This window comes from Pseudomonas sp. PHC1 (genome assembly GCF_046487845.1).
In the GTDB taxonomy this organism is placed as follows: domain Bacteria; phylum Pseudomonadota; class Gammaproteobacteria; order Pseudomonadales; family Pseudomonadaceae; genus Aquipseudomonas; species Aquipseudomonas sputi.
This window is the reverse complement of the sequence record NZ_JBJXHJ010000013.1, coordinates 1-21,152: the sequence shown is the minus strand read 5'-3', so window position 1 is coordinate 21,152 and position 21,152 is coordinate 1. Positions and strand designations below refer to the sequence as shown.

The 21,152-nt window shown below is 57.4% G+C and carries 17 protein-coding genes and 1 pseudogene; 15 read left to right on the top strand and 3 right to left on the bottom strand.

The window, feature by feature from the left end:
• The first annotated feature begins 181 nt into the window (after window positions 1-181).
• The 8 genes from ACKJSM_RS17255 to ACKJSM_RS17220 all read left to right on the top strand — a co-directional run bounded on the left by ACKJSM_RS17255 (window position 182) and on the right by ACKJSM_RS17220 (window position 9,289).
• A complete protein-coding gene (locus ACKJSM_RS17255; RefSeq protein WP_410238369.1) occupies window positions 182-1,492 on the top strand; it encodes an ABC transporter substrate-binding protein in 1,311 nt (436 codons plus the stop codon).
• Window positions 1,493-1,648: 156 nt separating this feature from the next.
• A complete protein-coding gene (locus ACKJSM_RS17250; RefSeq protein ID WP_236178541.1) occupies window positions 1,649-2,575 on the top strand; it encodes a carbohydrate ABC transporter permease in 927 nt (308 codons plus the stop codon).
• An 8-nt stretch (window positions 2,576-2,583) separates the two neighbouring features.
• A complete protein-coding gene (locus ACKJSM_RS17245; protein WP_007957423.1) occupies window positions 2,584-3,414 on the top strand; it encodes a carbohydrate ABC transporter permease in 831 nt (276 codons plus the stop codon).
• 23 nt (window positions 3,415-3,437) lie between these two features.
• Window positions 3,438-4,541: an ABC transporter ATP-binding protein gene (locus ACKJSM_RS17240; protein WP_236178540.1), complete on the top strand. Its 1,104-nt coding sequence runs from the start codon at window positions 3,438-3,440 to the stop codon at window positions 4,539-4,541.
• Between the two features lie 16 nt (window positions 4,542-4,557).
• Complete coding sequence (locus ACKJSM_RS17235; protein ID WP_410238368.1) at window positions 4,558-6,030, top strand: mannitol dehydrogenase family protein; 1,473 nt, start codon at window positions 4,558-4,560, stop codon at window positions 6,028-6,030.
• A 145-nt stretch (window positions 6,031-6,175) separates the two neighbouring features.
• Complete coding sequence (gene xylB / locus ACKJSM_RS17230) at window positions 6,176-7,672, top strand: xylulokinase (RefSeq protein ID WP_410238367.1); 1,497 nt, start codon at window positions 6,176-6,178, stop codon at window positions 7,670-7,672.
• Between the two features lie 13 nt (window positions 7,673-7,685).
• Entirely contained in the window at window positions 7,686-8,624 is a 939-nt protein-coding gene (locus ACKJSM_RS17225; RefSeq protein WP_410238366.1) for a carbohydrate kinase family protein, read from the top strand.
• 44 nt (window positions 8,625-8,668) lie between these two features.
• Window positions 8,669-9,289 (top strand): hypothetical protein, encoded by a 621-nt coding sequence (locus ACKJSM_RS17220; RefSeq protein ID WP_085610228.1) that lies wholly within the window; start codon window positions 8,669-8,671, stop codon window positions 9,287-9,289.
• Between the two features lie 59 nt (window positions 9,290-9,348).
• Here the strand turns inward: ACKJSM_RS17220 and ACKJSM_RS17215 are convergent, their stop codons facing one another.
• Complete coding sequence (locus tag ACKJSM_RS17215; RefSeq protein ID WP_410238365.1) at window positions 9,349-10,650, bottom strand: OprD family porin; 1,302 nt, start codon at window positions 10,648-10,650, stop codon at window positions 9,349-9,351.
• Window positions 10,651-11,010: 360 nt separating this feature from the next.
• Between ACKJSM_RS17215 and ACKJSM_RS17210 the strand changes: the two genes are divergently transcribed.
• From ACKJSM_RS17210 to ACKJSM_RS17185, 6 genes are all read left to right on the top strand, one after another.
• The gene (locus tag ACKJSM_RS17210; RefSeq protein ID WP_410238364.1) at window positions 11,011-13,065 is read left to right on the top strand and encodes a type VI secretion system tip protein VgrG; all 2,055 of its coding nucleotides are present in this window, start codon (window positions 11,011-11,013) and stop codon (window positions 13,063-13,065) included.
• Window positions 13,056-13,919, top strand: coding sequence for a hypothetical protein (locus tag ACKJSM_RS17205; RefSeq protein ID WP_410238363.1), 864 nt, complete (start codon window positions 13,056-13,058; stop codon window positions 13,917-13,919). Before ACKJSM_RS17210 ends, ACKJSM_RS17205 begins: the two co-directional genes overlap by 10 nt.
• Window positions 13,920-13,954: 35 nt before the next feature.
• The gene (locus tag ACKJSM_RS17200) at window positions 13,955-17,245 is read left to right on the top strand and encodes a hypothetical protein (RefSeq protein WP_410238362.1); all 3,291 of its coding nucleotides are present in this window, start codon (window positions 13,955-13,957) and stop codon (window positions 17,243-17,245) included.
• The gene (locus tag ACKJSM_RS17195; RefSeq protein WP_011334043.1) at window positions 17,242-18,228 is read left to right on the top strand and encodes a tetratricopeptide repeat protein; all 987 of its coding nucleotides are present in this window, start codon (window positions 17,242-17,244) and stop codon (window positions 18,226-18,228) included. The genes ACKJSM_RS17200 and ACKJSM_RS17195 overlap by 4 nt, the downstream gene beginning before the upstream one ends.
• A 177-nt stretch (window positions 18,229-18,405) precedes the next feature.
• Entirely contained in the window at window positions 18,406-19,254 is an 849-nt protein-coding gene (locus tag ACKJSM_RS17190; RefSeq protein WP_410238361.1) for a tetratricopeptide repeat protein, read from the top strand.
• A 352-nt stretch (window positions 19,255-19,606) separates the two neighbouring features.
• Entirely contained in the window at window positions 19,607-20,032 is a 426-nt protein-coding gene (locus ACKJSM_RS17185; RefSeq protein ID WP_410238360.1) for a hypothetical protein, read from the top strand.
• Between the two features lie 133 nt (window positions 20,033-20,165).
• Here ACKJSM_RS17185 and ACKJSM_RS17180 read toward each other — a convergent pair whose 3' ends face one another.
• Both ACKJSM_RS17180 and ACKJSM_RS17175 read right to left on the bottom strand, forming a co-directional pair.
• Window positions 20,166-20,462, bottom strand: coding sequence for a hypothetical protein (locus ACKJSM_RS17180; RefSeq protein ID WP_074690670.1), 297 nt, complete (start codon window positions 20,460-20,462; stop codon window positions 20,166-20,168).
• 364 nt (window positions 20,463-20,826) lie between these two features.
• A complete protein-coding gene (locus ACKJSM_RS17175; RefSeq protein ID WP_170929350.1) occupies window positions 20,827-20,964 on the bottom strand; it encodes a hypothetical protein in 138 nt (45 codons plus the stop codon).
• Here ACKJSM_RS17175 and ACKJSM_RS17170 point away from each other — a divergent pair.
• Window positions 20,957-21,085, top strand: a pseudogene (locus tag ACKJSM_RS17170) (DUF2790 domain-containing protein); the annotation flags it as partial. The gene ACKJSM_RS17175 and the pseudogene ACKJSM_RS17170 sit on opposite strands and share 8 nt — an antisense overlap.
• Window positions 21,086-21,152 lie beyond the last annotated feature (67 nt).

The window sequence follows — 21,152 nt, the reverse complement described above, 5'->3', positions numbered from 1 at the left end:
GCCCTTCCCTGCGTTTATCACGCCAATCCCGAGTGCAAAAAAGTATCGATTCAAGTGCTAGGGATGATTTGTCAGCCCTGCTTTAGAAGGCTGTAATCAGTGCACAGTCTTCCCCCGCTGGAAGAACACAAAAACAATAACTGTCCTTCTGCCCCCACCGGGTGCAGAAAAGGAGTGCACGATGCAACCCACTGCAAAAGCTCTGCTGGCCCTCACCTGCATGACCCTCAGCAGCGTCAGCCTTGGCGCCCAGACCCTGACCATCGCCACCGTCAACAACAGCGACATGATCCGCATGCAAAAGCTCTCGAAAACCTTCGAGACCGAGCATCCGGATATCAAGCTCAATTGGGTGGTGCTGGAAGAAAACGTCCTGCGTCAGCGCCTGACTACCGACATCGCCACCCAGGGCGGGCAGTTCGACGTATTGACCATCGGCATGTACGAAGCCGCACTCTGGGGCGCCAAGGGCTGGCTCGAACCGATGAAGGATCTGCCGGCCAGCTACACCCTCGACGATGTGTTCCCGTCAGTGCGCGAAGGCCTGTCAGTCAAGGGTTCGCTGTACGCCCTGCCGTTCTACGCCGAAAGCTCCATCACCTACTACCGCACCGACCTGTTCAAGGAAGCCGGCCTGACCATGCCCGAGCGTCCGACCTGGGAACAGATCGCCGGCTTCGCTGAAAAACTCACCCACAAGGACAAGGAACAGTACGGCATCTGCCTGCGCGGCAAGGCCGGCTGGGGTGAGAACATGGCACTGATCACCACCGTGGCCAACGCTTATGGCGCGCGCTGGTTCGATGAGCAGTGGAAACCGGAATTCAACGGTCCGGAGTGGAAAAACGCGCTGAACTTCTACGTCGACACCATGAAGAAGTCCGGCCCGCCGGGTGCCTCCAGCAACGGTTTCAACGAAAACCTCGCGCTGTTCAACAGCGGCAAGTGCGCGATCTGGGTCGATGCCAGCGTCGCCGGCTCGTTCGTCACCGACAAGACCCAAAGCAAGGTCGCCGATCACGTCGGCTTCACCTACGCACCGCATCAGGTCACCGACAAGGGCTCGGCGTGGCTGTACTCGTGGGCACTGGCGATTCCGACCAGTTCCAAGGCCAAGGATGCCGCCAAAGCATTCAGCGCCTGGGCCACCTCCAGGGAATACGGCGAACTGGTCGCCAAGACCGATGGCATCGCCAACGTTCCGCCGGGCACCCGCGCCTCGACCTACAGCGATGCTTACATGAGCGCCGCGCCGTTTGCCAAGGTCACGCTGGAATCGCTGAAAGCGGCTGACCCAAGCAAACCGACCCTCAAACCGGTGCCTTACATCGGTATCCAACTGGTGACCATTCCTGAATTCCAGGGCGTGGGCACTCAGGTCGGCAAGCTGTTCTCGGCAGCGCTGATTGGCCAGACCACGGTCGACCAGGCTTTGACCGCCGCGCAGCAAACCACCGAACGCGAGATGAAGCGCGCGGGTTATCCGAAGTAATCCTGCGAAAAGCTACTCCTGCCTCCTGTGTGAGCGAGCTTGCTCGCGAAAGCAATCTGACATTCAACATGGATGTCGACTGAAAGTCCGCTTTCGCGTGCTGGCGCGCGCCCACCGGGGATCTCCATAGGTCTGTATGACTCGGTTGTGATCGCCATGAATACTTCAACTGCCAAAGCCCACATCGACCTGTCGCAGCCCCGGCGCAAAAGCCGGGTGGCCAATCCCGGCTGGTTTCTGGTCAGCCCTTCGGTGGCCCTGTTGCTGCTGTGGATGATCGTGCCGCTGGGCATGACCGTCTATTTCTCGATGATCCGCTACAACCTGCTCGACCCCGGCGTTAACGAGTTCGTCGGGCTGGAAAACTTCACCTACTTCCTGACCGACTCCGGCTTCATTCCCGGCGCCACCAATACCTTGCTGCTGGTAGGCAGCGTGCTGCTGATCAGCGTGGTGTTCGGCGTGTTGATCAGTGCGTTGCTGGAGGCCAGCGAATTCTTCGGCCGCGGCATCGTGCGGGTGATGCTGATTTCGCCGTTCTTCATCATGCCCACCGTCGGTGCACTGATCTGGAAGAACCTGATCTTCCACCCGGTATCCGGGATCCTCGCCTACCTCTGGAAGCTGTTCGGCGCGCAGCCGGTGGACTGGCTGGCGCACTACCCGCTGCTGTCGATCATCATCATTGTGTCGTGGCAATGGCTGCCCTTCGCGATCCTGATCCTGATGACCGCCATGCAGTCCCTCGACCAGGAACAGAAGGAAGCCGCCCGCCTCGACGGCGCCGGCCCGATCGCGATCTTCTGGCACCTGACCCTGCCGCACCTGGCGCGGCCGATTGCGGTGGTCGTGATGATCGAAACCATCTTCCTGTTGTCGGTGTTCGCCGAGATCTTCACCACCACCAACGGCGGCCCCGGCTACGCCTCGACCAACCTTGCCTACCTGATCTACAACCAGGCGCTGGTGCAGTTCGACGTCGGCATGGCCTCGGCCGGCGGGCTGATCGCCGTGGTCATCGCCAACATCGCCGCGATCATTCTGGTGCGGATGATCGGCAAAAACCTGACTGACAAAGCCTGAGGCCTGCCATGACTCTTCAACAATCCCGCCGGCTGCAAAGCCTGCTGCTCGGCACGCTGGCCTGGGCCATCGCGATCATCATTTTCTTCCCGATCTTCTGGATGGTGCTGACCAGTTTCAAGACCGAAATCGACGCCTTCGCCACGCCACCGCAGTTCATCTTCACCCCGACGCTGGAGAACTACCTGCACATCAACGAGCGCAGCGACTACTTCAGTTTCGCCTGGAACTCGGTGGTGATTTCCTTCAGCGCTACCGCTCTTTGCCTGCTGATCGCAGTGCCGGCGGCCTACTCGATGGCGTTCTACGAAACCCAGCGCACCAAGGGCACGCTGTTGTGGATGCTCTCCACCAAGATGCTGCCACCGGTGGGCGTGCTGATGCCGATCTACCTGCTGGCCAAGAGTTTCGGCCTGCTCGACACGCGCATCGCGCTGATCGTGATCTACACGCTGATCAACCTGCCGATCGTGGTCTGGATGGTTTACACCTACTTCAAGGACATCCCCAAGGACATCCTCGAAGCCGCCCGCCTCGACGGCGCCACCCTCGCCCAGGAAATGCTCCGCGTGCTGCTGCCGATCGCCAAGGGCGGCCTCGCGTCGACCGTGCTGCTGTCGCTGATCCTGTGCTGGAACGAGGCGTTCTGGTCGCTGAACCTGACTTCGTCCAAAGCCGCGCCACTGACCGCGTTGATCGCCTCCTACTCAAGCCCCGAAGGGTTGTTCTGGGCCAAGTTGTCGGCCGTTTCGACCCTGGCATGCGCACCGATCCTGATCTTCGGCTGGATCAGCCAGAAACAACTGGTGCGCGGCCTGTCGTTCGGCGCCGTCAAATAAGAATTCGCAAAAGGAGCGCCACCATGGCCAACCTGAAAATCAAGAATCTGCAAAAAGGCTTCGAAGGTTTTTCCATCATCAAGGGCATCGACCTTGAGGTGAACGACAAGGAATTCGTGGTGTTCGTGGGCCCGTCGGGCTGCGGCAAATCCACCCTGCTGCGACTGATCGCCGGCCTTGAAGAAGTCAGCGGCGGCACCATCGAACTGGACGGGCGCGACATCACCGAAGTCAGCCCGGCCAAGCGCGATCTGGCGATGGTGTTCCAGACCTACGCGCTGTACCCGCACATGACCGTGAAGAAAAACATGTCGTTCGCCCTCGACCTGGCTGGCGTACCGAAAGCCGAAGTCGAGAAAAAAGTCGGCGAAGCGGCGCGCATCCTCGAACTGGGGCCGATGCTCGAGCGCAAGCCGAAACAGCTGTCCGGCGGCCAGCGTCAGCGCGTAGCTATCGGCCGGGCGATCGTGCGCAACCCGAAAATCTTCCTGTTCGACGAGCCGCTGTCCAACCTCGACGCCGCGCTGCGGGTGCAGATGCGCCTGGAACTGCTGCGCCTGCACAAAGATTTGAAAGCGACGATGATCTACGTGACCCACGATCAGGTCGAAGCCATGACCATGGCCGACAAGGTCGTGGTGCTCAATGCCGGCAAGATCGAGCAGGTCGGCTCGCCGCTGGAGCTGTATCACCACCCCGCCAACCTGTTCGTCGCCGGCTTCCTCGGCACGCCGAAAATGGGCTTCCTCAAAGGCCAGATCGCCCGTATCGACGGCGCGAGCTGCGAAGTCTCGCTGGACGCCGGCACCCGCATCACCCTGCCGTTCAACGCGGCGAACCTGAGCGTCGGCAGCGCCGTGACGCTCGGCATTCGCCCGGAACATCTGGAACTGGCGCAAGCGGGCGACTGCACCCTGCAAGTCACCGCCGACGTCAGCGAGCGGCTGGGCAGCGACACCTTCTGCCACGTCAAGACCAACGCCGGCGAAGCCCTGACCATGCGCGTGCGTGGTGATCTGGCGAGCCGTTACGGCGAACAACTGAACCTGCACCTGGACGCTGCCCACTGCCATCTGTTCGATGCCGACGGCGTGGCGCTGACCCGCCCGTTGCGCGCGGCCGCCTGACTTCGAGACTGACCCGATGAAACTGAACAAACAAAACCTCAACCGCCTGGTCGCCGAAGTACAACTGCCGACCTACAGCCTCAGCGACACCCGCCAAGGCATCGCCCACATTGGCGTCGGCGGTTTCCATCGCGCGCATCAGGCGTATTACACCGACGCGCTGATGAACACCGGCGAAGCGCTGGACTGGGCCATCTGCGGCGTCGGCCTGCGCGCCGAGGACCGCCGCGCCCGTGATGACCTCAAGGAGCAGGACTACCTGTTCACCCTGTTCGAACTGGGCGACAGCGACGACACCGAAGTCCGCGTCATCGGTGCGATCCGCGACATGCTGCTGGCCGAAGACAGCGCCCAGGTGCTGATCGACAAACTCGCCGATCCGCAGATCCGCATCGTCTCGCTGACCATCACCGAGGGCGGTTATTGCATCGATGACAGCAATGGCGAGTTCATGGCACACCTGCCGCAGATTCAGCACGACCTGACTGACCCGCAACAGCCGAAAACCGTGTTCGGCTTCCTCTGTGCCGCGCTGGCCAGGCGGCGTGCGGCGGGCATTGCGGCCTTCACGGTGATGTCCTGCGATAACCTGCCGCACAACGGCGCGGTGACCCGCAAGGCGCTTCTGGCCTTCGCCGCGCTGCTCGATCCGGACCTGCGCGACTGGATTGACGCCAACGTCAGCTTCCCCAACGCCATGGTCGATCGCATCACGCCGATGACCAGCACCGCCCATCGCCTGCAACTGGCGGACAAACACGCCGTCGACGACGCCTGGCCGGTGGTTTGCGAGCCCTTCGTGCAATGGGTGCTGGAAGACAAATTCGTCAACGGTCGTCCGGCCTGGGAAAAGGTCGGCGTGCAGTTCACCGACGATGTTTCCCCCTACGAAGAGATGAAGATCAAACTGCTCAACGGCAGCCATCTGGCGCTGACGTACCTGGGCTTTTTGAAGGGATACCGCTTCGTTCACGAAACCATGAACGACCCGCTGTTCGTGCGCTACATGCGCGCCTACATGGACCTGGACGTGACCCCGCAACTGGCGCCGGTGCCGGGCATCGACCTGACCGAGTACAAGGACACGCTGGTGGCGCGGTTTTCCAATCAGGCGATTGCCGATCAGCTTGAGCGTGTTTGCTCGGATGGGTCGTCGAAGTTTCCCAAGTTCACCATTCCGACGATCAACCGGTTGATTACCGATGGGCGCGAGACCAAGCGGGCGGCGCTGGTGGTGGCGGCCTGGGCGCTTTACTTGAAGGGCGTGGACGAGAATGGCGACACTTACTCGATTCCGGATCCTCGGGCGGCGTTCTGTCAGGGGTTGGTGGCGCAGGATGCTTTGATCACTGAGCGGCTGTTGGGGGTTGAAGAAATCTTCGGTACAGCGATACCGCGTTCGCCAGAATTTGTCGCAGCCTTTGAGTGGTGCCTGAACAGCTTGCGCGAAGAAGGCGTAACTCGAACTCTCGAACACCTGTTGACCTGATCGTTCCCACGTCGAGGCGTCGAACCGTCCGCGTGGGAGTGCATCAATGGACGCTCTGCGTCCGCTGTTGAATGGGGACGCGGAGCGTCCCGGGCTGCATTCCCACGCAGAGCGTGGGAACGATCTGGATCTTCGTGGAGCGCACATGAATAACCAACAACTCTTCCTCGGCATCGACTGCGGCACCCAAGGCACCAAAGCCATCATCCTCGACGCCACCAGCGGTCAGGTCCTCGGCCAGGGCGCTGCCGCGCACACGATGATCAGCGGCGCCAACGGCCGTCGCGAACAAGACACCGCGCAATGGCTGGAGGCCTTCGCCCTCGCCACTCGCCGCGCCCTGCTGGCGGCGAATGTCGACGGTCAATCGATCCTCGGCATCGGCGTCTCCGGCCAGCAGCACGGGCTGGTACTGCTTGACGATCAAGGCCAGGTGCTGCGCCCGGCCAAGCTCTGGTGCGACACCGAAACCACGGCAGAGAACGATCAACTGCTGGCTCATCTGGGCGGTGAACAAGGCTCGCTGGAACGCCTCGGCGTGGTCATCGCGCCGGGTTACACGGTGTCGAAACTGTTGTGGACCAAGGAACAGCATCCAGAAGTGTTCTCGCGCATCGCGCGGATCTTGCTGCCCCACGACTACCTGAACTTCTGGCTCACCGGCCGTTCGTGCAGCGAATACGGCGATGCGTCCGGTACCGGGTACTTCAACGTGCGCACCCGCCAATGGGATTTGCAGCTGCTGCGTGACATCGATGCCAGCGGTCATCTGCAAGCCGCGCTGCCGGAACTGATCGACGCCCATCAAGCGGTCGGCACGATCCTGCCGGCGATTGCCGAACAGCTGGGTATCAACCCCAACGCAGTGGTGTCCAGTGGCGGCGGCGACAACATGATGGGCGCCATCGGCACCGGCAATATTCAGCCGGGGGCGATCACCATGAGCCTCGGTTCTTCCGGCACGGTGTACGCCTACGCCGAGGCGCCGAAGGTCAGCCCGGATGCATCGGTCGCGACTTTCTGTTCCTCGAGCGGCGGTTGGCTGCCGTTGATCTGCACCATGAACCTGACCAACGCCACCGGCGCGATCCGCGAATTGTTCGACCTCGATCTCGATGCCTTCAACGCCTTGGTGGCCCAGGCTCCGATCGGCGCCGAGGGGGTGAGCATGTTGCCGTTCCTCAATGGCGAACGCGTGCCGCCCCTGCCCCACGCCACCGGCAGCCTGCACGGCCTGACCATCGATAACCTGACCCAGGCCAATCTGTGCCGCGCCGCCGTCGAGGGCACCACCTTCGGCCTGCGTTATGGACTGGATCTGTTGCGTCAGAATGGTTTACAAAGCCGCAGCATTTGCCTGATCGGCGGCGGTTCGAAAAGCGCGGTATGGCGGCAGATCGTCGCCGACATCATGAACACCCCGGTGATCTGCACCGAGCAGAGCGAAGCCGCCGCCCTCGGTGCGGCGATTCAGGCGGCGTGGTGCACGTCGTGGTCGAACGGCCACGAAGACACCCTGGCCGACCTGTGCGAGCGCTGCGTGAAGCTCGACCTGAACAGTGAAACCCTGCCGATCACCGCGAATGTCGCGGCTTTCCAGCAGGCCTATGAACGCTATCGACTGCATGTCGCAACCTTATAAAGAGCAAACAACTATGTACCTGGTGTGTGGCGAAGCACTGTTCGATTTCTTCAGCGAAGACGATGCCGGCGGGCAGGCATCGAAAGTCAATTTCAAGGCGATTGCCGGTGGCTCGCCGTTCAACGTGGCGGTGGGTTTGCGCCGGTTGGGCGTTGATTCGGCGCTGTTCGGCGGGTTGTCCACCGACTACCTCGGCCGACGCTTGCAGCAGGTGCTGCAGGATGAAGGCGTCCGCCAGGATTACCTGGTGGATTTCGCCGCGCCGACCACCCTGGCGATGGTCGCGGTGGGCGCCAATGGCTCGCCCCATTACAGCTTCCGCGGTGAAGGTTGCGCCGACCGGCAGTTGAGCCTGGCGCACCTGCCAACGTTGGGCCCTGAAGTGCGTGGCTTGCACTTCGGTTCCTTCTCGCTGGTGGTGCAACCGATTGCCGACACGTTGCTTGCGTTGGTACAGCGCGAAAGCGGCAAACGCCTGATCAGCCTCGACCCGAACGTGCGCCTCAACCCCGAGCCGAACATCGACCTGTGGCGCGAGCGGATCGCCACGCTGGTGCCGTTGGCGGACCTGATCAAAGTCAGCGACGAAGATTTGAGCCTGCTGTATCCCGAGCAGGATCCGGCGCGCGTCATCGAAGGCTGGCTGCAGCATCGCTGCCAGGTGGTGTTCCTGACCCGTGGCGGTGAAGGCGCAACAGTCTTCAGCCGCGCTCACGGCTCATGGTCGGTGCCCGCGTCTTCAGTGAAGATCGCCGACACCGTCGGCGCCGGCGATACCTTCCAGGCCGCGTTGATCACCTGGCTGACCGAGCATGAGCTGGATTCGGTGGAAGGCGTGCAGCACCTCAGTCGCGAACAGATCGACGGCATGCTCAGGTTTGCCGTACAGGCCGCCGCCCTTACATGCAGCAAAACAGGTCCGGATTTGCCTTATCGCCACCAGTTGACCTGAGCGCGTAGACTGGCGCCCTTTTTTGCACGACGGGATGACGGCTTTTGAATTCGCGGCGCACGGTTGGACTGTTGGTATTGGCGGCACTGTTGACCGGTTGCGGAACATCGCCGCCGCGTTCGCCGGAAAACCTCTGCGAGATTTTCCGCGAAAAGAGTGATTGGTACGACGCAGCGCAAGTCACGCAAAAGCGCTGGGGCGTACCGATCCAGGTGCCGTTCGCGATCATGTATCAGGAGTCCGGCTACCGCTACGACGCCAAGACGCCGCGTAAATACCTGTTGTGGGTGATCCCGTGGGGTCGGGTTTCGACGGCCTCGGGCTATGCGCAGGCCAAGGATGAGGTCTGGTCCGACTACCAGAAAAGCACCGGCCGCTATGGCGCCGACCGCGAAGACTTCGATGACGCCATCGACTTCGTCGGCTGGTACATGGACAAGACCACCTCGATCAACGGCGTGTACAAGTACGACGCCTACAACCAGTACCTCAACTATCACGAAGGCTGGGGCGGTTTTCGCCAGAAGACCTACGCCAGCAAGGCATGGCTGATGCCGGTGGCGCGCAAGGTGCAGAACCGCTCGGACATGTACGGTCAGCAATACGCAGCGTGCAAGGATGATCTGAATCGCGGGTTCTGGAGCCGGTTCTGGCATTGGCTCTGATCCCAAGCCGAAAAAAAACCATCACGAGTTAACTCGCGATGGTTTTTTTCGGCCCGGATTTACAACACCGAAAAGTTGTAACTCACAATCAACCGGGTCTCATCCACGTCCCGGGCAAACTTCTCGTAGTTCGTCCGATACGTCGCATTACGCAAACGCAGGCTCACGTCCTTGAACGTCCCGGTCTGGATCACGTACTTCAGTTCGCTGTCGCGTTCCCACTCTTTGCCTTCCTGATCGCTGCCCGGGACCTTGATGTGATCGCCGTTCACGTAACGGGTCAGGAAGCTCAGGCCGTTGATGCCAATCGCCTTGAAGTCATAGTCGTAACGCAGTTGCCACGAACGTTCCTGGGCGGCGGCGAAGTCGTTGACCTGCACGTAGTTCACCAGGTACGGGTTGCTGCCATCCAGATACGGCATCGAGTTGTCGCCGTTCATGCGCTGCCAACCGGCGCTGAAGGTGTGGCCGCTGATGCCGTAGGACAGCATGCCGCTCAACGCCCGGTTGTCGATTGAGCCGGCTTTCGCATCGCCGCTGTCGGCGCTTTTCAGTAAACGCAGATCGGCTTTCAGCACACCGTCACCCAGCGGCTGATTGGCCAACAGACCCACGAAGTGCTGGCGATAGATGTCTTCCAGCTCGGCGTAGTGATATTGCGCGGTCAGGCGATCATTGATCTTGTAGTCGAAGCCATACATGTCGAAATGATCGGCGGTGGTGTTGCAGGCGTAGCGCTTGTTCTTGCAGTGCACGCGGATGTCTTGCGAATCGGTGGAGTCCCGGGCGGTGTACTTGTCCAGGCGTGCGGCCATGAAGGTCAAATCCTTCACCTCTTTGGAGGTCAGCATCGCACCGTTGAACATCGTCGGCAGCAGACGGCCGTCGTTGTACTTGAGCAGCGGCAGATCCGGCAGCAACGCGCCGTATTTCAGCACGGTGTCCGAGACTTTGACCTTGGCGGTCAGGCCCATCTTCGCGTACTGACCTTTCGAGCCCCGCGGGTTGTCACCGCTGGACGGCAACAGGCCGCTGTTACTGCGGTCCGGGCTGGAATCGAGCTGAAAACCCGCCATGCCCAGCGCATCAATGCCGAAACCGACGGTGCCTTCGGTGTAGCCCGATTGCAGATTGAGAATGAAACCCTGCGCCGACTCTTCGCGCTTGGACGCGCCCTGATCACTGGAGGTGTGCCCGTCACGGAAATCGCGGTTGAAGTACACCGTGCGCGATTCGATCTTCGCCGTGGTGTCTTCGAAAAAACCGCTGGCCTGGACCTGCGCGGTAAAACCGGCGCACAGCACAAAGGCTCCGAAGCCAAGCGAATGGCGCGGGGTGATGAGGGGAAATGGGGGACGCATTGAAAACTCCAACAGAACAACGATTGCGCTGGGCGCAAACAACCAAAAACAGCTCCCGTCCCGGAACAGTGAAGCACCGTGAGGAAGTGAATACGCGGGGGTGAACGGCAATGATGGCAGATGGCTTTGACGTGCTACAGGCGACTTTAGTCTGAAACTGACTGCATGTTCTTGAACATTGACGTTGGCGATTGTGCGGAAGCCGTCGTGCGCAAGTGCCCGTCTCACGGGGCGAAACAACCGGCCTAAGGGTTTTCCCTATGGCTTCGGGCCTGTGCATCTACGGCATTTGCGCCTTGAACGAGGCGGTTTAATCCTGCACCATCCGCCCACGCTAATCCAAAGGACGGAAATCAAGGCATGCTGGACGCCAATGCTACCCACATTACCCTCACGCTCGAAGGCGCTTCAGCCGACCTGCAAGTCCTCAGCTTTACCGGTCGCGAAGCCCTCAACGAACCGTTCCGTTTCGACCTCGAACTGGTCAGCGCCCGTCCCGACCTCAACCTTGAAGAACTCCTGCACAAGCCTGGCTGCCTGACCTTCGGCGCCACTGGCGAGGGCAAGATTCACGGCCTGGTGTATCGCATCGAGCAAGGCGATTCCGGCAAGACCCTGACCCGTTACAGCCTGAGCCTGGTGCCGCAACTGGCCTACCTGCGGCACAACCATGACCAGCAGATCTTCCAGCAACTGACGGTGCCGAAAATCATCGCCCGCGTCCTGGAAGATCGCGGGATCCTGGCCAACGCCTACAGCTTCCAGCTCGGCGCCGAATACCCGGAACGCGACTACTGCGTGCAGTACGACGAATCCGACCTGCATTTCATTCAGCGCCTGTGCGAAGAGGAAGGCATTCACTTCCACTTCCAGCACAGTAGCAGCGGCCACAAACTGGTGTTCGGCGACGACCAGACCGTGTTCCGCAAACTGAAACCGGTGAACTATCAGCAAGACTCCGGCATGACCGCCGACAAACCGGTGATCAAGCGTTTCAACCTGCGTCTGGAAACCCGCACCAGCCGCGTCAGCCGCCGTGACTACGATTTCGAAAAACCGAAGATCCTGCCCGAAAGCGCGGTCAAATCCGCGTTCATGCCAGACCTGGAAGACTACGACTACCCCGGCCGCTTCACCACGCGCGAGCGCGGCAAGTTCCTCTCGACCCGCGCGCTGGAGCGCCATCGCAGCGACTACAAACTCGCCGAAGGCAAAGGTGACGAACCGACCCTGACCAGCGGCCACTTCATGACCCTGGCCGAACACCCACGCGCCGAGTGGAACGATTTGTGGCTGCTGTTGGAAATCTTCCACGAAGGCAAACAGCCGCAAGTGCTGGGCGAAAACGTCACCAGCGACGTCACCGACAACAAGAGCGATTTCCACCAGGGCTACCGCAACAGCTTCGTGGCCACCCCGTGGGACGCCCACTACCGCCCTGCCCTCGAACACCCGAAACCGAAAGTCCTCGGCAGCCAGACCGCCATCGTCACCGGCCCCGCCGGCGAAGAAATCCATTGCGACCAGTACGGCCGCGTAAAGGTGCAATTCCACTGGGACCGCGAAGGCCAGGCCGACGACAAGACCACCTGCTGGCTGCGCGTCGCCAGCGGCTGGGCCGGCGCAGCCTACGGCGGCATCGCCATTCCACGCATCGGCATGGAAGTACTGGTGACCTTCCTCGAAGGCGACCCCGACCAACCACTGGTGACCGGCTGCCTGTACCACAAAGAAAACGTCGTCCCCTACGACCTGCCGGCGAACAAGACCCGCAGCACCTTCAAGACCCTGAGTTCACCCGGCGGCAAGGGCTATAACGAGTTCCGCATCGAAGACAAGAAAGGCGCGGAACAGATCTACCTCCACGCCCAGCGCGACTGGGACGAGAACATCGAGCACGATCAGAAGATTCGGGTTGGCAACGAGCGGCATGACACCGTCGAAGCCAACACCTACAGCGAGTTCAAGGTCGAAGAACACCGCATCACTCACCTGGATCGCATCAGTGAAATGCGCGCCAACGATCACCTGACCGTCGCCGTGACCCAGCACCTCAAGGTCGGCACGGCGCAACTGGTCGAAGCGGGAACCGAGATCCACTACTACGCCGGCCAGAAAGTCGTGATCGAAGGCGCAATGGAACTGACCGCCAAGGCCGGCGGCAGCTTCGTCAAAGCCGATGCCGGCGGCGTGACCATCAGCGGCGCCGAAGTGAAGATCAACACCGGCGGCGCGCCGGGCGTGGGGACACCGGCAGCGCCGTTGTTGCCGGGGCCGATGAAGGTGGTGGATGCGGATAAGGCTGGGAAAGTCCCGATCCCGCTGCCTAAACGACTGAACGAATCCGGTATCACGCCGCTGTGCGGAAAACAGAGTAACGGCGCTTGCAGCCGTAAGGATTGCACATGCATGTAAAAGCGCTGAGTGCTTTGTTGGCGGCTCCGCGCCACGCATTCGAACAGCTACCCCGAGAGAACGCCGGCTCGACACTGTGTTTCATCATTGACCGTACCCGTCAGCCTGACACCATGAGCCGCCTCTATCGCATCGGCGAGCCTATCGACTCTCAAGGCCTGTTTGTCGCCACCGATTTCGCTGAAATGGCCAATGACGGCCCGTTATGGCTGATCGCGCCTTGGGGCAGTCGTCTGGCTGCCGAAGCAGCAAAACTCTGCGAAGAAAATTACGCCGGCATTGCACTCATCACTGATGAGCCGGCCAAGGCACTGGCCCATGCTCGCTGGCTGCTGCGTGCCAACGATGGGTCCGGCGGTCAAAGCCTTCTGAGTTACCAAAAGCCAAGCCTGTGGGCCGCATTGGCCTATACCGCAGACGAAACTTCGCATCAGTTATTCGGCCCATGGCAACACGTCTACAGCCCTGCCCCGGTTCACTTTGGTAGCAATCAGGGCCACTGGTTGAGCTGGCGCAGCGTTTCGGAACTTGAATGGCTGGGCGACGTCTCAGCGTTCAACCTGCCGCCAGCAGCGCCGAAGGTTCAGGAACATCTGGGTTGGGTCTATTGGGTTGATGAGCATTACGCCATCTATGGCGAACCCACTGACGAGGAACTGCCCAACCTCGTCGAAAACCTCAATGTACTGGTTGCCCACAACATTTATGAAGGTCGTCATTTACTGCAGCTGGGCCAGATCACCAACGGTCCTCTGCTCGAAACGCAGCCTCAGGCAATGACTATCCTGCAATCCAGGGAAGAGTCGTTCATCAAGGTTCAGCAGCTGCAGCAACTCTCCACCAGCGCTGCCTGATGACCCCGTCCGCGTAAAGAATGAATGGAAGCGAAATGGAAACTGGTATTTCGAAAGCCCCCAAGGAAAATCTCAACGGTCCAACTGCAAATGCATCGACCCAAACAGCACCGGTTGAAAGCAAGCCAGCGCTGGAACTTGATCCGCAGCCCAAAGCGCCTGACAGTTGTTCCAACGCGTTCGACAAGGTAAAGACACCTTGCTCGACGTCCTATGGTGAGGTGATTTACGCCACCAAGGAAAAAATGTTCTATCTATTGCCAGAACGTGCTGCCAGCTCGATCAAAGAAGCGATGAATGAACTTGAACAACATATCAGCGTAAGCAAGTCTCCAGAAGAACGGCTCAAGGGGATGAACACCGCAGGGCTGCTGGAATACTTCCTTGAGCCAAAGCTGACTAATTTCCTGCAAGGCGAGCAAAAAAGCCGAATGCTGGAAATCGAAGCTCAGGAGCCGGATATCGCGCAACCCACGATGGCTATGCGCTTGAAGGCTGTCAGCCGAGAAGCCCGCAACAGTGCGGCGCTGGACAAGCAACCGGACCAGAGCGAATACGCTCGCAATCGGGAACTTGCCAATCAACAACAAGCGAGTCTGCTTGAAGCCAACGCTGATGGGCAGAAACTGCAGCGGCTCTACAGCGAATGGAAGAAGCTGAAAAACATCGCTGTCGCGCAAGCCAAAGTAGCAGGCTACACCTACGAAAGCGGCAACCTGTTTTCTCCGGGAGCACTCGAAGCGAGAAGTCGTGTACAGACCTATCTGAAGGCGCGCTCGGCACTCACCTCCAGTGGCAAGCTGACGACTCTGAAAGAAGAAGACTTTCAAAAAAACAAAAAAGCCTATCTGGACGCGACTAACTGCGTAATTGATGGCAAAGCCCGGATGTGTGGCTATTTGAAGGAAGTCGCCAACGAGCGCAAGAAAGTCGAAAAAGACTTCGCCGCGTATATTGATTCGATCTTGAAAGTTGCTGACTACGGTTTGGCCCTGCCGGAGTTTGCACTCATTCCCGACACTGGCGATATCAGCGCAGGCATCGAGAAATTCAAGGCTTACCTTGAGATGGAACAGCAACAGATCAAGCTCACCGAGCAGATCCGTTCGAAATATAAAGCCTGGATTGACGCTAGCGGGCAGAACGTCGCGGCACCGACAGGTATCGTTGAAGCGGAGCAAGCAGAATGGCAGCGTATCCAGCAAGCTCGTCTGAAGCTTCGTGACGACGCCGAGGCAGCAGTGGCTGCTGCCTTGCCATTACGTCACCTGTTATGGGAGCCCGAGCAGTTTCAACCAAAACCGGAAGAGCGCTTGGTCAAGGCAGGATTTCCTTTGCGCGAAGTCGCGCTTTTCAATAGCCCCAACAGTCCAGTCAAACACCTGAGCCTGCTCAATCTTGAAGGCATCACAAAGGTGCTGAAGAAAGACGCAAGCGAAATCGGTGCCGCTGCAAGCAAGGACTTGCAGAAACTTCCAGGTAACAGCAACGGAAAGGCAGAGTCGGACTCTGACGACAACCCCTTCCATGAATGGCTTCGTGAACAAGGCGCTTTGGCCATCAAGGACCAACAGAGCGACTGGTTTGATGAAAAAGGCTGGTTTGACGTTGAGATGTTCCACTCTTACTTGAAGTCAAAGAACTACAAGGTCGAAACGTTTGAGGATGCGGGGGCGCGCAAAGATTGGGGGCTCCGTCTTCGTCAGTTGCTTTTTAAGGAAGAAGTCAGAAGCTCGTTGCGTCTGTTCGACAACAGCCCTCAAGCTCAACTGGTTCGCTGCCTCACCCCACCGCAGTCATCAATTCACACCGCTACCAAAGTCAGCGGCCCAAGCTTCAGCGTTGCGGATAATTTCAAAGCCTCCGCCAAAGCCGAAGCAAGTCTGGGAATCGACCTCGCTCGCGGTGAGGTTGAATTGATGAAAATGGATCTTCCGGGGAGAGATCAAGCGAAAGACATCCTGGTGCCTTACCTGGATTATGAGAAAAACCGCAAAAATCTGAACCTGGGTCGGTTCTCGATTCACTTGGGCGCTAGAGCCTGGGGGTATACGGGTGCAACCCTCCTCCTTTCTTCCAGCGTTCAGTTGGGCCGCGCGAACGTGCAAGGCGGGCTCAACCTTCCGGAAATCACCGATGCAAAACGCGCGGATACCACCAATGCGACTGCCGCAACCGCGCGAAGTGAACCTGTACTTGAGGGCGACGCTGCCAAGGTTCGGGTGGAAGACGGCGCTAAAGCCCAATTCAATCTTTTTGCTGGGGTGCAAGCCGGGATTCTGCTGACCGGTGCCTTGAACTGGGCACCACCAAAAGACATAGCAGCCCTGCGCGCAGCGCCAACACCGGGAATGAGTAACAGCGTCAACAGCACGAAAGCCAGCCAATGGTCGAGTCTAGCGAGACTGACAGCTGGATTTACTGCCGCTTACGGCCTCGGTGCAAACGCAGACATTGGCATTTCCTTGCACGAAGGCCGCTTCATCATGCGGTTCAAGGCCTCTCTCATTGTCGGCACAGGTGCCGGCGGCGAATTCCAGTTTGAAGTCGGGTATGACGGCGTTACTGACTTGATTAACCTGCTGCGCCGTGAGATGCACAAAAATCAGGACAAATCGCTGATTTTTGTGACGGATGATGCGGCTGATTACATCGACAAGCTCAACTTCCTAGGTGCTGCCGGCATGGAAGTGGCGATGTCTTATATGCAGGGTGTTGATATGGTGATGTCGTTGTATGAGGCGTTAACGGGGGGCGGTCGAGGTGGTACCGTTGCTCATACCATCATGACATATCGAAACCAAGCAGAGCTGGAAGAGTGGTTCATAGCAGCTACGCCGGGAGCGCTGGGCCCAATGCTAATGACACTTACCAGTGCAGCGGAAGCATTCAAAATTCCAATAAAGCTATCCGACAGCAGCCAGGCTTCCGAATATAGTCATGACCAAGCTCACCTTCTTCAGCAAAAAGCAATTGAGCGCATTCTTGGTTGGATATTAAAGCGCGCCGAAAAAGATGGAACTATTTCAAAGGCGAAAAGCCAATTTGAAGAAGCCTGTATGTGCATGAACAGGTTTGGGGCAAAAGAGCAGAACCAAAACCAGAAGTACTGCGAGAACCGCCTTCACATGGATAACTTCATGTCAGAAGCAGTTATGCGACTTCAAGATCGAACAAGTGACGACACCCGAGCCCGATACAAAGCGCACGTAAAAACTCTTGGCGAGCGGCTAGACGGCTATTGCTCTCGGATTACACACTACGGAAGAACATATTTGCCAGGTGGAAAAGCAACCTATACCGGACCGGACGATAGCGTAAAATGATTAAAAATAAGCACTACAAATCAATAGCCCAAGTTTTTTTTGTGTTCCTAGCCTTTGCATCTCATTCCGCGATGGCGCTTACAAGCGATCAGGCGATTGCTAAAGAAAAAGGAATTACGCTTTTTAATCAATATAAATCTGCTGAAGCGGAACTTCGGATTGCTGCAGAAGCAGGTGACGCTGAAGCACAGTTCTACCTAGCTGAAGAAATCCGACAAAGAAGCCAATACATTACGCCTGAGGCAAAAAAATGGTTGGAAGCAGCAAGTGCACAGGGTGATCTGTACGCCATGCTTAGGCTCGCCCGCTCGGATAATGATCTCTGTACGACGATGAAAAACTGCCCTCCCGGGCAAAAAACTTCGGCAGAGTGGATGAATATAGTTAAAGAGTTGGCTACATCTAAAGCTGAAAAGGGTGACGCCGAATCCGCTTATGTCATGTATTTGGCGACTGGCCAGTTGGAGTGGTTAAAAAAATCCGCAGAGTCTGGTTTTGCTCAAGGTCAATGGCTGCTTGCTATTCGATATAAGGAAGGTAATGGATCCTTTTTGTTGCCTTGGAAACGGTCGGAAGCTGTCGAGAACTGGGCAAAGGCGTCTGCTCTTGGAGGCAATCCCAAGGGAATGATGGAGTACGCTGCCATTCTTTTCGAGAAGGGTGACATGGAAAGTTTTCGATATTGGAACGAACAGGCTGCCTCAATTGGCTTCGCCACTACGGTGTACGGGTATGGATCAGACCTGGCCCATGAGCCTGATACGTATGGCTTCCCTTATGACATCATCAAAGGGTACGCCTTGATTTATTTATTGAAAGAACTTGATGGCGGAGGCGGCATGGATGCCAACGTCAATGATAAGCTTCCTAAAATCGCTGCAAAAATGACACAAACGCAAATAGCGGAAGCAAAAGTATTCGCACAAAAGTGGAAAGCCACACACCCGCCGCTCTCTTTTTTTCCTGACAAGTTAGGTGACTAATACGGTCGCACCCCCTTAATTACGTTTAAAGACAGCGCTTGGAACTACTATATTTACTGGCGTGGGGAACTACACAAAATTGAACCACTCACGTCATCGCGCTAAATTTCAAGAAAGACTTTTGTCATATGTGAAAAAACAGTTAATAGGATGCAATACGCAGAAGGACGAAGCAAGATGTTCCGCACACCAATAAAAGCCATGGCGTTGTTTGCATTAATATTTTCAAGCTACGCTTTCGCTCAGCTCACTCCTGAACAAGAAGCCGCGAAAAAGCGCGGAATTACACTATTCAATCAATATAAAACAGCCGAACCCGAATTACGTATTGCAGCAGAAGCTGGAGATGCGGAAGCTCAATTTTATTTAGGCGAAGAGCTACATCTACAAAAGCAGCGAATGGCAACGGAGTCGCAAAAATGGTACGAAGCCTCAGCATCCCAAGGTAACTATTATGCGATGTTCAAACTTGCTACCACCACTGGAGATCTATGCTCCGTTATAAGTCAGTGTCCTGCAGGTATTAAAAAACCCACTGACTGGCATGAACTGCTGATAAAAACAGTAGAGCCACTGGCGTTGAACGGTAGCGGCGAAGCAATGGTGGTCTTGTATGATGCGACAGCCAACTTAGAGTGGCTGAAGAAGGCAGCCAAAGCAGGTTATGCTCCTGGACAATGGCTACTCGCCACTCGTTACGCTGATGGCGAAGACACATTTTTATTGCCATGGAAGCGTAAAGACGCAGAAGAGGAATTATTGAAAAGTGCCTCCGAGGGTGGATTCCCCAAGGCGATGATGGAGTACAGCACTATTCTTTCTGAGCGAAATGATCTTGAAGGCGTTCGGTACTGGTTGGAGGCTGCAGCGAAAACCGGATATGTAAATGGGATCAGTAGTTATGGGGCGTACGTTGCTCACACTCCTGACAAAGTTGGATATCCAATTGACCTAATAAAAGGTTATGCGTTGATATCGCAACTTCAAGAACTTGATGGGGGGAGGAAATATCCAATCCTATGTTGAAGGAAAGCTTCCTGCAATTGCAGAAAAGATGACTCCCACCCAAATTGAAGAAGCAATAAAATACGCCACTGAATGGAAAGCTACACACCCACCTCTTTCCTTCTTTCCAGAAAAATTAGGTTTTTGGACGCAGTGAGCGCAGAAGGCTAGTCGGCCCGGCAGACTTCAGCCTGTTTGCCAGCCTGCAATTGATGGATCTCGTGCTCCCGGCGAATTGGTCGATGTGGACAACGCGAAAGAGCGGTATGTCGAGGAAAAGTTGCCGCTTGGGGTTGTGATGAGGGCGCTGTCTGAATGAATCAGCAAATATGCCTAAAAGCCGATTCGTGAAAAAGAGTCTTGGAAATTTTCAATGTCGTTAAGCCTGAATAGTTTGAATCAACGCAGATGGAAGAACCGAGCCTTAGCAATCGGCATCTTTATCATTGCTGTCCCATTTTTAATATTTTTCATTTATAGCAAAACCCGAGTGCCGGGCGCAGCGTTGACGTCTCATAATTACATGGACAGGCCTGTCGGTAGCTACTGGGTAAATGATAACTGGGGTGGAAACGGAGGCGTCACCTGCTGCTGGGACATCTCTGGAGAAAATGCCAAATTGGTTTGGATCTTGAGCATGTCAAAAGCTCAGGAGGACCAGGGCATGAAAATAGAGAAACATCGAGCACTGTTGTCCCTGCCAAAACGTAAGCCCGGAGAAGATACATTGCATGTCTATTTTCTCCCCGGAAACAAGATCGAACTCATGTGGTCTACCACGACCCTTGATACGAGGTAGTTCGGATATCTTTGATTTGATAAATGATCCAGTCCCGGAGGAAGCGCCTCGCCTTTAAATCACCGAAAACCTCCAGCAGCATCACGGGCAGATAATGCTTCTGCCCGTGAAAACCACGCTGTTTTTCAAATCATCAAACCGGCGCCTGCCAGTTCAACATTTTCTGCTGCGCGACCTGCAGCAAATCACTGCCATCCTGCGTCAGCAGGTACAGCGCATGGGTGATGTGGGGAATGTCCTGGACGTCAGCGTGTTTGAAGCACAGGCAGTGCAGGGTTTCGAGCAGGTCGCTGGCGGCGCGGATGCGTTGCACGGCGGCTTCGAAGAGGTCTTTCGGGTTGGCTTGGGTGTCGATGACCAGCGGTGCGCTGTCGGTGACGCCGCTGTTGAGCGGGAGGTAGCGGGCGGAGCTTAATTTCAGGATTGGCATTGGAATTACTCAAGGCAGCTTGAAAGTAACCGCCAGCACCGTGACCAAACGATGGGGAGGCGGACTGTGTACAGGCTTGGTCAACCGAGAACCACCTGACTCGGCTCGCCCGAAGGCGACCCTGCACACAGCCGCCACAGCAATGCACTCCACGGACACGAATGTCCGTCGGGGCGAATAATGGCACACATGCACAGGTGATTACGTTAGGTGACCAAACCTAAGCCGCTGATTTTGCAGCGACGCCAAACCATAACCGCCCCACTCCAGCCCTCGAAAGCAGACAAGGCATCCACCCTTGTAGGAATCCGCCGAGACTCCCCCACGAAACAATCCCCGCCCAGACAGCCGGCATTCAGCCCGGTTAACCATCGCTTAACGCCGCGGTCAAAAACTCTACTGAACCGCACGCCCTCAGCCCCTGGCTGACGCCCAGTGCGGCAGGTTTGGCTTGCAACATGCCGAACTCCATTTCCGTCGCACCGGAGTCCATCATGAACATTCGTCCGTTCCTGCTCACCACCGCCCTCGCCTGTACCGCGTTTGCCGGGCTGGCCCAGGCCAATGACACCTCCAAGGCTGCTTCCTATGAATACGGCATGCCGCTGCATGTTGTAGTGGTCAACTAATCCCGGACACGACTTTAAGTTTTTCTTCGGCGCGAGCTGGTGCCAACCCACCATTGAATTG

Excerpts from the sequence above, each read along its gene's own strand:
- ACKJSM_RS17180 (WP_074690670.1), bottom strand. The coding sequence starts at position 20,462 with ATGCCAATCCTGAAATTAAGCTCCGCCCGCTACCTCCCGCTCAACAGC.
- ACKJSM_RS17215 (WP_410238365.1), bottom strand. The coding sequence starts at position 10,650 with ATGCGTCCCCCATTTCCCCTCATCACCCCGCGCCATTCGCTTGGCTTC.
- ACKJSM_RS17225 (WP_410238366.1), top strand. The coding sequence starts at position 7,686 with ATGTACCTGGTGTGTGGCGAAGCACTGTTCGATTTCTTCAGCGAAGAC.
- ACKJSM_RS17185 (WP_410238360.1), top strand. The coding sequence starts at position 19,607 with ATGTCGTTAAGCCTGAATAGTTTGAATCAACGCAGATGGAAGAACCGA.
- ACKJSM_RS17240 (WP_236178540.1), top strand. The coding sequence starts at position 3,438 with ATGGCCAACCTGAAAATCAAGAATCTGCAAAAAGGCTTCGAAGGTTTT.
- ACKJSM_RS17200 (WP_410238362.1), top strand. The coding sequence starts at position 13,955 with ATGGAAACTGGTATTTCGAAAGCCCCCAAGGAAAATCTCAACGGTCCA.
- ACKJSM_RS17195 (WP_011334043.1), top strand. The coding sequence starts at position 17,242 with ATGATTAAAAATAAGCACTACAAATCAATAGCCCAAGTTTTTTTTGTG.
- ACKJSM_RS17250 (WP_236178541.1), top strand. The coding sequence starts at position 1,649 with ATGAATACTTCAACTGCCAAAGCCCACATCGACCTGTCGCAGCCCCGG.
- ACKJSM_RS17235 (WP_410238368.1), top strand. The coding sequence starts at position 4,558 with ATGAAACTGAACAAACAAAACCTCAACCGCCTGGTCGCCGAAGTACAA.
- ACKJSM_RS17205 (WP_410238363.1), top strand. The coding sequence starts at position 13,056 with ATGCATGTAAAAGCGCTGAGTGCTTTGTTGGCGGCTCCGCGCCACGCA.
- ACKJSM_RS17175 (WP_170929350.1), bottom strand. The coding sequence starts at position 20,964 with ATGTTCATGATGGACTCCGGTGCGACGGAAATGGAGTTCGGCATGTTG.
- ACKJSM_RS17190 (WP_410238361.1), top strand. The coding sequence starts at position 18,406 with ATGTTCCGCACACCAATAAAAGCCATGGCGTTGTTTGCATTAATATTT.
- ACKJSM_RS17245 (WP_007957423.1), top strand. The coding sequence starts at position 2,584 with ATGACTCTTCAACAATCCCGCCGGCTGCAAAGCCTGCTGCTCGGCACG.
- ACKJSM_RS17255 (WP_410238369.1), top strand. The coding sequence starts at position 182 with ATGCAACCCACTGCAAAAGCTCTGCTGGCCCTCACCTGCATGACCCTC.
- ACKJSM_RS17210 (WP_410238364.1), top strand. The coding sequence starts at position 11,011 with ATGCTGGACGCCAATGCTACCCACATTACCCTCACGCTCGAAGGCGCT.
- xylB (WP_410238367.1), top strand. The coding sequence starts at position 6,176 with ATGAATAACCAACAACTCTTCCTCGGCATCGACTGCGGCACCCAAGGC.